At 66.8% G+C, this 12,942-nt stretch carries 13 protein-coding genes; 6 read left to right on the top strand and 7 right to left on the bottom strand.

From position 1 onward, the window contains the following. The first annotated feature begins 6 nt into the window (after window positions 1-6). Genes IEY60_RS22310 through IEY60_RS22325 form a run of 4 tightly spaced genes read left to right on the top strand, consistent with a single transcriptional unit; the run spans window position 7 to window position 4,262 of the window. Window positions 7-957, top strand: a complete 951-nt coding sequence (locus tag IEY60_RS22310; protein WP_189032477.1) for a carbohydrate ABC transporter permease — start codon at window positions 7-9, stop codon at window positions 955-957. Further along, on the top strand, window positions 954-1,820 hold the full coding sequence (locus IEY60_RS22315) for a carbohydrate ABC transporter permease (protein ID WP_189031668.1): 867 nt from the start codon (window positions 954-956) through the stop codon (window positions 1,818-1,820). The genes IEY60_RS22310 and IEY60_RS22315 overlap by 4 nt, the downstream gene beginning before the upstream one ends. Window positions 1,821-1,840: 20 nt before the next feature. Continuing rightward, window positions 1,841-3,169, top strand: coding sequence for an ABC transporter substrate-binding protein (locus tag IEY60_RS22320; protein WP_189031670.1), 1,329 nt, complete (start codon window positions 1,841-1,843; stop codon window positions 3,167-3,169). 16 nt (window positions 3,170-3,185) lie between these two features. Then, on the top strand, window positions 3,186-4,262 hold the full coding sequence (locus IEY60_RS22325) for an ABC transporter ATP-binding protein (RefSeq protein WP_189031672.1): 1,077 nt from the start codon (window positions 3,186-3,188) through the stop codon (window positions 4,260-4,262). A gap of 9 nt (window positions 4,263-4,271) precedes the next feature. On the opposite strand, the gene IEY60_RS22330 is transcribed toward IEY60_RS22325, so the two are convergent. The 5 genes from IEY60_RS22330 to IEY60_RS22350 form a co-directional block, all read right to left on the bottom strand. Next, window positions 4,272-5,465, bottom strand: a complete 1,194-nt coding sequence (locus tag IEY60_RS22330; protein ID WP_189031674.1) for a Fic family protein — start codon at window positions 5,463-5,465, stop codon at window positions 4,272-4,274. Window positions 5,466-5,585: 120 nt separating this feature from the next. Continuing rightward, window positions 5,586-6,338, bottom strand: coding sequence for an MBL fold metallo-hydrolase (locus IEY60_RS22335; protein ID WP_189031682.1), 753 nt, complete (start codon window positions 6,336-6,338; stop codon window positions 5,586-5,588). Between the two features lie 38 nt (window positions 6,339-6,376). Next, window positions 6,377-8,392 (bottom strand): M13 family metallopeptidase, encoded by a 2,016-nt coding sequence (locus IEY60_RS22340; protein ID WP_189031684.1) that lies wholly within the window; start codon window positions 8,390-8,392, stop codon window positions 6,377-6,379. A gap of 54 nt (window positions 8,393-8,446) precedes the next feature. Then, window positions 8,447-8,812: a DUF397 domain-containing protein gene (locus tag IEY60_RS22345; RefSeq protein ID WP_189031686.1), complete on the bottom strand. Its 366-nt coding sequence runs from the start codon at window positions 8,810-8,812 to the stop codon at window positions 8,447-8,449. A 10-nt stretch (window positions 8,813-8,822) separates the two neighbouring features. Continuing rightward, window positions 8,823-9,674 carry a helix-turn-helix domain-containing protein gene (locus tag IEY60_RS22350; RefSeq protein ID WP_189031688.1) on the bottom strand — a complete coding sequence of 284 codons (852 nt, stop codon included), beginning with the start codon at window positions 9,672-9,674 and terminating at the stop codon, window positions 8,823-8,825. A 210-nt stretch (window positions 9,675-9,884) separates the two neighbouring features. On the opposite strand from IEY60_RS22350, the gene IEY60_RS22355 reads away from it, so the two are divergent. After that, window positions 9,885-10,412: a hypothetical protein gene (locus IEY60_RS22355; RefSeq protein ID WP_189031690.1), complete on the top strand. Its 528-nt coding sequence runs from the start codon at window positions 9,885-9,887 to the stop codon at window positions 10,410-10,412. A 2-nt stretch (window positions 10,413-10,414) separates the two neighbouring features. Here IEY60_RS22355 and IEY60_RS22360 read toward each other — a convergent pair whose 3' ends face one another. Continuing rightward, window positions 10,415-11,191 carry a pirin family protein gene (locus IEY60_RS22360; protein ID WP_189031699.1) on the bottom strand — a complete coding sequence of 259 codons (777 nt, stop codon included), beginning with the start codon at window positions 11,189-11,191 and terminating at the stop codon, window positions 10,415-10,417. Between the two features lie 114 nt (window positions 11,192-11,305). On the opposite strand from IEY60_RS22360, the gene IEY60_RS22365 reads away from it, so the two are divergent. Next, window positions 11,306-12,619, top strand: a complete 1,314-nt coding sequence (locus tag IEY60_RS22365) for an MFS transporter (RefSeq protein ID WP_189032479.1) — start codon at window positions 11,306-11,308, stop codon at window positions 12,617-12,619. Here IEY60_RS22365 and IEY60_RS22370 read toward each other — a convergent pair. Continuing rightward, the gene (locus IEY60_RS22370) at window positions 12,588-12,866 is read right to left on the bottom strand and encodes a hypothetical protein (RefSeq protein ID WP_189031702.1); all 279 of its coding nucleotides are present in this window, start codon (window positions 12,864-12,866) and stop codon (window positions 12,588-12,590) included. The genes IEY60_RS22365 and IEY60_RS22370 overlap by 32 nt on opposite strands. Between the last annotated feature and the right edge of the window lie 76 nt (window positions 12,867-12,942).

Here is a 12,942-nt window from a genome sequence, read left to right on the forward strand (position 1 = left end):
TTCGCCATGCGCCGTAAAACTGCCGCGGTGCGAAGCAGTCCAGAGCGGGTTCTCCCCGCGCCACGCGGACGCGGGCTGAAAAACCGCCCGTGGCAAGACTATGCGCTGTTCGCAGTGCTGGTCGTCCCCAACCTGGCACTGCTGACGCTGTTCGTTTACCGGCCGCTGGCCGACAACATCCGGCTCTCGTTCACCGACTGGAACATCGCGGATCCCGTTGCCACGCCGATCGGTTTCGACAACTACCTCGAGTGGTGGCAGCGCGACGATTCCTGGAAGATCGTCGGCAACACGGTGATCTTCACCGTCGCCGCGGTCGTGGTGAGTATGGCGCTCGGCCTGGCGCTGGCGATGCTGCTCGACCGAAAACTGTTCGGGCGCAATGTTGTTCGATCCGCTATATTCGCGCCGTTCGTGATCTCGGGCGCGGCGATCGGGGTCGCTTTCCAATTCATCTTCGATCCGAGTTTCGGTCTGGTACAGGACGTACTGCACCGGGTCGGCGTCGAGCGGGTGCCGGATTTCTATCAGGACCCGCACTGGGCCCTGTTCATGGTGACGATCACTTACATCTGGAAGAACCTCGGCTATACCTTCGTCATCTATCTGGCCGCGCTGCAGGGCGTGCGCGCCGAGTTGCTGGAAGCCGCCGAAATAGACGGTGCGAGCCGATGGACGACTTTCACGAAAGTGCTGCTGCCGCAACTACGTCCGACGACATTCTTCCTGTCGATCACCGTGCTGCTCAACTCGCTGCAAGTCTTCGACATCATCAATGTGATGACCCGCGGCGGGCCGCTCGGCAACGGCACGACGACCATGGTGTTCCAGGTGTACGAGGAGTCGTTCCGCAATTTCCGGGCAGGCTACGGCGCGACCGTCGCCACGATCATGTTCGTGGTGCTCTTGGTGGTCACGCTGATCCAGGTGCGCGTGATGGATCGGGGCGATCGATGAAACACATAGGTCCGCAGACTCTTTCGTATAGGCGCCGCGAACGCGCCGTCACCGTGCTCGGCTACGCCGCGATGGTGTGCGTGCTGATCCTGATCGGGGTGCCGCTGTTCTGGATCCTGATCACCTCGTTCAAGGACCGCGCCGACATCTACACCCAGCCCGCGGTCTACTGGCCGCACAGCTGGCATCCGGAGAACTACGGCCAGGCCACCACCACGGTCCCGTTCTGGACCTTCCTGCGCAATTCGCTGATCGTCACCGGCGTGGTGTCGGCGGTGAAGTTCGTGCTCGGGGTGTTCAGCGCGTACGGCCTGGTGTTCCTGCGTTTCCCCGGCAAGAACATCGTGTTCCTGGTGATCATCGCGGCGCTGATGGTGCCCAACCAGATCACCGTCATCTCCAACTACGCGCTGATCGCGCAGCTGGGCTGGCGTAATACCTTCCAGGGCATCATCATTCCGCTCTGCGGCGTCGCCTTCGGCACCTTCCTGATGCGCAACCACTTCCTGTCGCTACCCGGTGAGGTCATCGAGGCGGCGCGGATGGACGGCGCGAACTGGTGGCGGCTGCTGACCAAGGTGGTGCTGCCGATGTCGGGGCCGACGATGGTCGCGTTCGCGGTGGTCACGCTGGTCAACGAGTGGAACGAGTACCTGTGGCCGTTCCTGATGGCCGATTCCGCCGAGGTCGCCACGCTGCCGGTCGGGCTCACGCTGCTGCAGAACACCGAGAACCCTTCGGTCACCAACTGGGGGCCGGTGATGGCGGGCACCGTGCTCACGATGCTGCCGATCCTCATCGTGTTCCTCGCCCTGCAACGTCACATGATCAAGGGCCTCACCTCCGGTGCGGTCAAGGGTTGATTCTCGAACAGGAGATCCACGTGTCCACTTCACGATTCCCCGAGCTCAGCCGCCGCGGCTTCCTCGGCTTGACCGGCGCGGCGGTCGCCGGCCTGGCGCTCACCGCGTGTGCGGGCACCGGCGGCGGATCCGGTGACGGCGGCGACGCCGACACCATCACCTTCTGGTCCAATCACCCCGGCACCTCCAAGGACCTCGAGCTGGAGCTGATCAACCGGTTCCAGGCGAAGTACCCGGACCTGAAGGTCAACCTGGTCGACGCGGGCAAGAACTACGAGGAGGTGGCGCAGAAGTTCAACGCCGCGCTCACCGGCGGCGACCTGCCCGATGTCGTTGTGCTGTCGGATGTCTGGTGGTTCAACTACGCGCTGACCAGCGCGATCGAACCGCTCGACGGCCACTTCGGCGCGGCGGGGGTGCAGCTGGACGACTACGTCGACTCGCTCGCGGCCGACTACCTGTTCGACGGCAAGCACTACGCGCTGCCGTACGCCCGCTCGACTCCGCTGTTCTACTACAACAAGGACGTGTGGGCGAAGGCCGGGCTGCCCGATCGCGGCCCGAACTCCTGGCAGGAATTCGACGAGTGGGGCCCGAAGCTGCAGTCGGTCGTCGGCGCCGACAAGTTCGCGCACGCCTGGGGTGACGCCAAGAACTACCTGGGCTGGACCTTCCAGGGCCCGAACTGGACCTTCGGCGGCGCCTACTCCGATCAGTGGAAGCTGAAGTTCACCGACCAGGGTTCCATCGCCGCGGCCACCTACCTGCGCGATTCGATCAACGTCAAGAAGTACGCGGCGATCCGCCCGCAGATCGCGGTCGACTTCGGCACCGGCGTTGCCGCCTCGACGATCGCGTCCACCGGTGACCTCAAAGGCATCAAGAAGAACGCCGACGGCAAGTTCGAGTTGGGCACCGCGTTCCTGCCGCATCCGAACGGTCCCGGCGTGACCACCGGCGGCGCGGGTCTGGCGATCCCGTCGCGGATCTCGGACGGTCGAAAGACCAACGCGCTCAAGTTCATCGAGTTCATCACCAATGCGGCCAACACCGCGTACTTCTCGCAGAACACCGGGTACATGCCGGTGCGCAAGTCGGCGGTCAGCGATCCGTCGGAGATCGACTTCCTGGCGAAGAACCCGAACTCGAAGGTCGCCATCGACCAGCTGTCGGTGACCAAGTCGCAGGACTACGCGCGGGTGTTCGTGCCCGGCGCGGACCAGATCATCGGCACCGGCTACGAGCAGATCGGCCTCCAGAACGCCGATCCGGCAACCGTTCTGGCGAAGGTCGCCGCCGATGTGCAGGCGATCATCGACCGGCAGATCACGCCAAAGCTGCCCAAGTAGCGGAGAGGAACTCGCCATGGCGACAGTGCAGTTCGACGGTGTCACGCACCGCTATCCCGGCGCCGACACCCCCGCTGTCGACGCACTCGATCTCGATATCGCCGATGGCGAGTTCCTCGTGCTTGTCGGCCCGTCGGGCTGCGGCAAGTCGACCAGTCTGCGCATGCTGGCCGGTCTGGAATCGGTGGCGGAGGGCACCATCCGGATCGGCGAACGCGATGTCACCGGGTTGCCGCCGCGCGCCCGCGACGTGGCGATGGTGTTCCAGAGCTACGCGCTCTACCCGAACATGACCGTCGCCGAGAACATGGGCTTCGCCCTCCGCAATGCGGGAATGAACAAGGCGGACACCCTGATTCGCGTGCGCGAAGCCGCCGCGATGCTGGAACTCGAGCCCCTGCTCGACCGCAAACCGGCCAAACTCTCCGGCGGCCAGCGCCAGCGCGTCGCCATGGGCCGCGCGATCGTGCGCCGCCCCCAGGTGTTCTGCATGGACGAACCACTGTCCAACCTGGACGCGAAACTCCGCGTCAGCACCCGCTCCCAGATCGCCGCCCTGCAGCAGCGACTCGGCACCACGACCGTCTACGTCACCCACGACCAGGTGGAGGCCATGACGATGGGCCACCGAGTGGCAGTCCTGCGCGACGGCACCCTCCAGCAGATCGCCTCCCCTCGCGAGCTCTACGACAACCCGGTGAACACCTTCGTCGCCGGCTTCATCGGCTCACCCGGCATGAACCTGCTCGAAGCACCCGTGGTCGACGGTGCGGCGGTGCTCGACGGCCTGCGAATCCCGGTGCCGCGCGCGGTATCCGGCCCACGCGTGATCCTCGGCATCCGCCCGGAGTCCTGGCAGGTCACCACCGACCCCGAAGGCATCACCGTCGTCGCCGAACTCCTGGAAGAACTCGGCGCCGAATCCTTCGTCTACACCCACGGCGCAGGCACCGACTGGAAAACCCGCTCCGGCAAGATCGTCGTCCGCGTAGGCCGCCGCTTCCACACCACCCTCGGCGAAACCCTCCACCTCCGCCCGAAAACCGACGAGATCTTCTTCTTCGACGCCGAGACCGACCTACGAGTGCGCTGATCAGCCCTTCTAGCCCATCGCTTCGACAGTGCGTTTGCCGATTGCCGAGCTGAGGGCGTCGAGTTCGGTGAGGATGTCGGTGGCGGCCCAGACACGGTTGCGCTTGGACTCCGACAGGACGACCAGAACACCGGCGGCGGTGAGTCGATCCAGAGCTCGATAGGTACTCGCCTCGGTGGTTCCGGTGAGTCGGCCTGCGATATCGATGTTGAGGATCGGGTTGTCGAGCAGGTTCGCCAGCAGGGTCTCATCGGACGAGCCGGACCTCGGTCGGGCGATATCGCGCCACTGTTGGGGCAGTGCGGCCAGAGCACGGGCGGAATCCACCGCAGCCGAGCTGGAGTGCACCGCGGCAAGGGCGACGTACTCGACGAAATCGTCTGCTCCACCCGCGCGATAGCTGGTCAGCTCGGCGAAGTACCGCATGGTGTTCGCCAGCATGACCGAAGCCATCGGGACGGTGACCCGGCTGGTCAGGCCGCGAAAGCGCAGGATCGCACTGATGAGGGCGCGGCCGATTCGGCCGTTGCCGTCGACGAAGGGATGGATCGACTCGAATTGCGCATGCGCGATCGCGGCCTGGGCGAGAACCGGTAGGTCGCGACGACCGGCGAAGGCCAGCAGATCGTCCATCAGTTCGGGAACAAGTTCGGGGGGAGGTGGTACGTAGAGCGCGTTGATCGGGGTGTAATCGCTGCCGCCGATCCAGTTCTGGACATCGCGGAAACTGCCTGAGTCCCTGGCTGCGTAGTAGTCCGGAGCCATCAGCAGCCGATGTGCCGCCAGCAGGTCATCGATCGTGATCGGGCCGCTGCCCGCCGCGTCGACCAGCGCCGTGAGCGCCTGCACCGCGGCCAGCTGGGAGCGCGCCTCGTCGCTGGCCTTGGCGCCACCGATGGCTTTGCCGAAAGCGCGCCACCCCGCGTCGATGTGCTCGATCTTCGACGACGCGACGGATTCGCTGCGCAGGAGGAAGTCACCCAGCGGAGCGAGATACTGGCCATGGCCTGCTTCGAGACGCGCCACAGCGATCACCGCGTCCTCGTGGGCTCTGGCGACCTTGCCCGTCGGGTCGTAGTCGAGATCGGCGATGCGCGGAGGAATCGCTACAACGATCCGCTCCAGCGTCCGGTCGTCGCGGGAGCCCTGCCGGTGGCGCGGTTTCCACGCCCGGTCCTCGGCGCGGTGAGATGGCCATTTCATTTGTCAGGAGAGCCTGAAAAGTACAGTAACCATCGCTTTACTATACTTTACCAGACTTAAACTACATTAACGGCGAAGTGCTCGCGTTTACCGGGGCAAAATACAGGACTCGGCGCCTGGTCAATCCCGTTGGTGGGCTGCGTTTTCCCTGGCCTGAGCTACCGCGGTGGCTATACCGTCGCGCCATATCGGGCCGTGGCCGGGGAGCACGAGGTCGGCTGGGACCGATTCCAGTGCCGCGTAGCTGGCGATGGTGGCTGGGGTGTCGTGGTTGAAGAAGTTCGGGAGTGGTTGGGGACCTTTGATTTTCGAGGTGGGGTGGGCGGTGACCAGGGTGTCGCCGGTGGCTATGGCGCCTGCGGTGGGGAGGTGGAAGGCGGAGTGGCCGGAGGTGTGGCCGGGGCAGGGGACGGGGATGGGGGTGCCGGGGAGGTCCAGTGGGCCTTCGGTGGGGAAGGGCTGGATGTGGGGGACCGTGTTCTTGCGGAGGCCGCCCGCTGCGGTGATGCGGGCGGCCCAGGCGAGGGTGTCGCGGTCGGTGAGGCGTTTGATGACGTCCAGGGGCGTGGCGGATTCGTGGCATTCGCCGCGGGCGTGCGCTACCTCGGCGGGGCTGGTGTAGGCCGGGATCGCGTAGCGGTGGTGCAGGTGGTTCATCGCACCGACGTGGTCCAGGTGGGCGTGGGTGAGCAGGATGGCGACGATGTCCTCGGGACGGTGGCCCAGGGCGCGGATCGTCTGCTCGATGGTGCGGGCGTCGCCGTACCAGCCCGCGTCGATCAGGGTGAGGTCGCGGCCGTCGCGCAGCAGGACCATGTTGACGTCGGTGCCGCGGATCGTGAAGACGTCGTCGGCGACTTGCTGGTAGCGCATGCGCGAATCCCTCCGTGTGGAGTTACAGCTCGGCGACATCACCAGATCGTCACACGTTCACCGGGAGCCAGGTAGAGCTGGTCGTCGGACGTCACGTCGAAGGCCTCGTAGAAGCTGTCGATATTGCGCACGACCGCGTTGCAGCGGAACTCCGGCGGGGAGTGCGGGTCGACGGCGAGGCGGCGGATCGCCTCCTCGGGGCGGGCCTTGGTGCGCCACACCTGCGCCCAGCCGTAGAAGACGCGCTGCAGACCGGTGAGGCCGTCGATGACCGGCGGTTCGGCGCCGTCGAGCGAGATCTTGTACGCGGCCAGCGCGATCGACAGGCCACCGAGATCGCCGATGTTCTCGCCGATCGTGAACTCGCCGTTGACGGTGTGCTCGTCGGCCAGGTCGGCGGGGGAGAGTACGTCGTACTGGTCGATCAGTGCCCTGGTGCGCTTGGCGAACTCGGCGCGGTCGGCGTCGGTCCACCAGTCCTTCATATTGCCGTCGCCGTCGTACTTGGCGCCCTGATCGTCGAAACCGTGGCCGATCTCGTGGCCGATCACCGCGCCGATGCCGCCGTAGTTGGCGGCGTCGTCGGCGTTCATGTCGAAGAACGGCGGCTGCAGGATGGCGGCCGGGAAGACGATCTCGTTCATGCCGGGGTTGTAGTAGGCATTCACCGTCTGCGGGGTCATGAACCATTCGCCGCGATCGACCTCGCCGCCCAGTTTGCCCAGGTCACGGTCGTGGTCGGCGGCGTAGCCGCGCCGGTAGTTGCCGACCAGGTCGGCCGGGTCCACCTCGACCGCGGAGTAGTCGCGCCAGGTGTCGGGGTAGCCGATCTTGGGGGTGAACTTCTCCAGCTTGGTCAGCGCCGCCGCACGGGTGTCGGGGCCCATCCACTCGAGGTCGGTGATATTGCGGCGGTAGGCCTCCTGCAGGTTGGCCGCCAGCTCGACCATGCGCGCCTTGGCCTGCGGCGGAAAGTGCCTGGCCACATAGAGTTTGCCGACCGCCTCGCCGAGCAGCTCCTGCACCAGGGACACGCCGCGCTTCCAACGCTCGCGGTTCTCCTGCGCACCGGTCAGCGTGCGGCCGTAGAAGTCGAAGTTCTCGGCGACAATCTCGTCGGTCAGGTACGGCGCCCTGGCGCGCAGCACCTGCGAGACCGCCCAGTCCTGCCAATCCGCCTGCGGCACAGCGGCCCACGCCTGCGCGAAGGCACGCACATAGCCGGGCTGGCGGACCACCAGCTCGGCGAACAGCTCCTCGCCGCTGCGGTCGAGTCCCGAGGCGACGGCGTCGACCCAGGCGGCCCAGTCGAATTCGGGGTTCTCGGCGACCAGATCGGCGAAAGTGGTGAGGTTGTAGCTCTTCTCGGCATCACGACGGCGCACCACGTCCCAATGGCCCGCGGCGAGTGTGCGTTCCAGCTCGAACACGCGGCGCGCGGCGTCGGCCGGGTCGGCGGGCAGCAGCCCGGCCAGCGCCGGGTCGGCGGCGGCGATGGTGAACATCTTCGCGAGATGGACCTGATAGGCCTCGCGGATCTCGGCGAACTCGTCGGAGCGGTAGTACGACTCGTCCGGCAGGCCGATCCCCGACTGGGTGGCGTGCACCAGGTACCGGGTGGAGTCCTTGTCGTCGGTGTCGACGTAGTAGCCGAGCGCGCCGCGCACGCCGGTGCGCTGCAACCGGCCGAGCAGCGCGGCGAACGCGCTCGGGCCGTCGACCTCGGCGATCTCGCGCAGCTCGCCCGCGACCGGCGTGAACCCGGCCGCGGCCACGGCGTCGGTGTCCATGAAGCTCGAGTACAGGTCACCGATCTTGCGGGCATCGGCATCCTCGGACGCGCCCGCCGCGCTGTCCTGGATGATCGCCTGCACATCGAGCTCGGCCTGGTCGTACAACGTCCGGAAGGCGCCGTCGACCGCGCGGTCGGCCGGAATCTCGTACTCGGCCAGCCACTGCCCGTTGACGTGCGCGAACAGATCGTCCTGCACCCGCACCTCCTGGTCGCGGAAGGACAGATCGATACCGGAAGGACTGCTCAGGTCGGAAGTCACGCGCTCCAGTATGCCGACAACCGCCGACCCGTGTGGCTGCTCGCGGCGGGCGAGCTAGACGCAGACGAACTCGTCGTCGCCGACGCCGGCGACGAAGGCCTCCCACTCACCGGCGGTGAAATGAAGCAGGACGTCGTCGTGGCGGAGAGTGGCCGAACCGTCGGCGGATACATGGGCGACCAGGTCGGGATGACGCCGGGTGCTCAGCAGGCAGTGCAGGAACGCGGTCCACAGCTCGGCGTCGACGGTGATGATCGGCTCATCGAGACCGACATTCAGCGGATTGCGACGGAATTTGCTGTCACGTATCTGAACCGTGTCACCATCGAAACGGACCTCGACACATTGGTTGCCGTTATTGGAGCGTGACGAGGTGAACCAGCCGTGATCGGCCGGGCGGCGACGAGCGGTGGTGGACATGATCCGAATCTTACACGCTCGCATAGTCGCTGATCAGAGCCAGAGATTCGGTGCGCGAGAGGGATTGTTCCCTGGCGCGCAGGTAGGCGAAGCCGAGATCGCGGACCTGTTCGGCGTCGTCGACCGGACCGCCGAAGACGGCACTCTCGGCCCACGCGAAGGTAGGTAGCTGATCGCTTGCGAAGTCGAGCAGATGGAAACTGGAGCCACCGAGGACAGCACCTTCGGGCGCACTGAACGGAATGACGCGCACGTCGACGGTGTCCAGTTCGCGCATCAGGGCGGCGAGATGACGCAACTGCCCGCGCAGCACCTCGGGCCCGCCGGTCTGCTGACGCAGCGTCGCCTCGCCGAGCACCGCGGTGAGCTCGAGCGGCTCCGGCCCGCGCAGGCGCTGCTGGCGGCGCATCCTGATCGCGACCAACTGGTCGACCTGCACCGGACGGATCATCACATCGGCGCTGATCAGGGCACGCGCGTAGGCCTCGGTCTGGAGCAGGCCCGGCACGATCAGGCTGTCGTAGCTGCGGATGCTCAGCGCGCCGGCCTCCATGCCGTAGAGGCGCTGTAGCTCGGGGCCGATCAGCGCCGACGAGGTCGACCACCAGCCGCGCCGCTTGCTCGTCTCCAGCAGGGCGAGCAGTTCCCCGCGCTCGTCGGCGCCCACGTCGAGCACGTCGAGGACCGGCTCGATGGTGGTGCGGGTGAGCACCCGCCTGCCCTTCTCGACATGGGACCAGTTGGCAGGGGTGAACCCGACGCGACGGGCGAAGCCGGCCGAGTCGAAGCCGCGCTGCTCGCGCAGTTCGCGCAGGCGCAGCACCAGTTCCCAGCGCGCCGCGGTCGGCGAAACGGGTGCCATGGGCGAATATCGTACGCCGATCGACACGCCAGCTACTGACTATTGTCAGCGCGGTTGTGCGGCATTAGGCTGTTGTGAACGGCATTTTTCCCCTGGTCTCAGCCGTTATAGAAAAGTTTCCCGCTTCACCCGGTTCGTGATGCAGAGTTCCTCCCCGTTCGAGCGAATCCACAGCTACATCGAGTCACCGTCGACAGAGACGAGGTCGTGATGAGCACGTCGCGCACTGATGAAAAAGGCGGGTATACCGCGGCCGAGGAGTACTCGGCCACCCAGGATGCGCTGGCGCGCTGTCGCCACTATCGCAAGCACAACGGGCTCTACGGCGTGGTCGACTCCGCGATGGGCCGGATCATGCTGGAAATCGGCGCGGTCGGCGCGGTGGTCATGCCGTCCACGCTGGGTGAGCGGGTCCGCGGCCTGCTGATCGGACGCGGCCAGCGCTGCGGACCGATCATCGCCCATCCCCGCTCCGGCCGCTGGACCTTCCTCACCGGCCCTACCGACAATTCCTATCTCGACACCGTGCTGTTCGCCGACCTGTTCCGGGTGTGCGCCTCGGTGGCCTTACCCGGCAGCGAGATCGTGCTGCCATCGCCTGCCGACGAACGCAGCGGCTACCGCACCTGGGTGCAGGAGCCCGACGGCGACTACCGGCCGGACTTCGCCCAGATCGTCGCCGCCACCCGCAGCAACGCGCGGTCGGTGATCCTGGCGCAGGAGTCCGGCTCGGCCTGAGATCACTGCCCGCCCAGGCGGGCGTGCATCTCCCACACCAGCACCTCGGCGTCGCCGTGCGGGCGCACCAACTGGCCGCCGGAACGGGTCAGCCGGACCGCGTCACCCTGGTACAGGGTGCCGATCCCCTCCACGTCGACCTCGCCGCGTGCCACGAAAACATGCAGGTAGGGGGCATCGGGAAGGGTGACACCCGGACTGTCTTCCTGCATCCGCGCGACGTGCATGGCGGCGTGCGAGGAGTTGATCGCGATGGCGGTGCGATCGCGGTAGCGCGGCAGGCCGGAGGCGACCGTCACCAGGCCGCCGCGCGCCAGTTCGTCGTCGATCTCGAGCTGCTGATAGCCCGGGTCGACGCCCGCCTCGTCGGGTACCACCCACATCTGGACGAAATGCACCGGTTCGTCGTGCTCTGGCACCTTGCCGTCCAGGCGCCAGGAGTCGTTCTTCTCCGAGTGCATGATCCCGGTGCCCGCGCTCATCCGCTGCGCGAGACCCGGGTAGATGATGCCGTTGTGGCCGAGTGAGTCCTGGTGCACCAGGCTGCCGCCGAGCACCCAGGTGACGATCTCCATGTCCCGGTGCGGGTGGGTGTCGAAGCCCTCGCCGGGCAGCACCACGTCCTCGTTGTTCACCAGCAGCAGGCCGTGATGGGTGTTGTCGGGGTCGTAGTGCTCGCCGAAGGAGAACGAGTGTTTGGAATCGAGCCAAGAGATCCGCGTCTTCATCCGGTCACCGCCGCGATGGAGTTCGATCCGCGGTGTCGTCGATGTGGACATACGTTCCTCCTGCTCGCACCCGTACCGCCGACTCAATTCTGGCACCACTATTCTCACGAGGTGTCGACTGATCGCCATGACGGCTCGAATCCGGCAGGTGAGCGGCCGATCTCGATGCGAAATCTGCTCCGCGAGAGCCGCGGGGTCTTCCGGCGGAATCCGCAGATGCCGCGGCTGGCGCTGCTGCGTCTCGCGGCCCAGTTCGGCGACGGGATGTTCCAGGCCGCGCTGTCGGGCGCCATCCTGTTCAACCCGGAACGCGAGACCGATCCGCTGGCGATCGCCGCCGGTTTCGCGGTCCTGCTGCTGCCCTATTCGGTGCTCGGGCCCTATGCGGGCGCGCTGCTTGACCGGTGGGATCGGCGCAACGTCCTGCTGACGGCCAGCGTGGCCAGGGCGGTGCTGATCGGCCTCGCCGCGCTCGGGCTCGCGGTGGGGATCGGGGAGACGCCGCTGTTGCTGCTGGCGCTCGCGACCGTCGGCATCAGCCGGTTCGTGCTGGCCGGCGTCTCGGCGGCACTGCCGCGGGTGCTCGAACAACGGTGGCTGGTGCCGATGAACTCGGCGCTGGCGACGGTGGCCTCGGTGTGCGCGGGCATCGGCGCCGCGGCGGCGGTGGCGGTGATCGCGCTGATCGGGGCGGGCGATGCCGCCTCGGCGGTGGCGGTGGCGCTCAGTGGCATCGGTTCGATCCTCGGCGCGATCCTCGCCTTCGGCTTCCGGCGCCGGGTGCTCGGGCCCGAAAGTGGTTCGGCCACTTCGGAGAGCACGGTGCACGCCATCGCGACCGGCTTGCGCACCGGCGCGGTCACGGTGTGGCGATCGGTGCAGGTGACGACGGCGATGATCGGCATCGGCACGCACCGCGTCGTCTTCGGCATGAACACCCTGATCATGGTGCTGGTGCTGCGCCAGCCCACCGACGACACCGAAATGAGCGGCGGCCTGGTCGGATTCGGTGTCGCGATCGGTTTCGCCGCGGCGGGCATGCTGCTCGCCGCGATCCTGGCGCCGGTGCTCATTCCCCGGCTCGGCAGGCCGCGCACCGTGCTGCTCGGGCTGACGACCGCGGTCGCCGTGCAGTTGACGCTGGTCACCCCGATCGCGCTGGCGACCGGTTCGGCCGTCGACAACGCGCACCGGCTGCTGCTCGCCGGCGCGTTCGGGCTCGGCCTGGCGGGCCAGACGATCAAACTGACCGGCGACGCGAGCATGCAGATCGACATCGACGACGACCAGCGCGGCCAGGTGTTCGCCCTGCAGGACACGGTTTTCAACATGACCTTCGTGCTGGCGATCGCGGCGACCGCGCTGGTCATCCCCGCCGACGGCCGCTCGATCGGGGTGGTGCTGGCCGGCGCGGCCGTCTACGCGCTCGGCATCGTGGCGATCGCGCTCAACTCCCGTCGAGCCAGGGCGGCCTGCTGAGCGGACTCGCCGTTTCCTGCGCGAGCACCGCCCGGTGGTCGACGGTGAACTGCGGGATGTCCGGCAGCAAGGCCGAATCGAGAGCGGCGGGCCCGTCGCGGTCCCAGGGGACCTCGTCGTTGCTCGTGTCGCCGTCGAAGTCGAGCCATAGCGTGTCGGCGATGCCGGTGTCGGCCAGTTCGGCCTGTCCCGACCAGTCGTGCACGATGCCGTCACCGGATCCGAGGACGTACTCGATTTCGTTCACATAGGGATTGGACGCACGAAAACCCTGTTCGGTTCCGGTAAGTTCATGGTCGAGTCGGTGGTATTTGTTTGTTCGT

Source organism: Nocardia rhizosphaerihabitans (genome assembly GCF_014646295.1).
GTDB classification, from domain to species: Bacteria; Actinomycetota; Actinomycetes; order Mycobacteriales; family Mycobacteriaceae; genus Nocardia; species Nocardia rhizosphaerihabitans.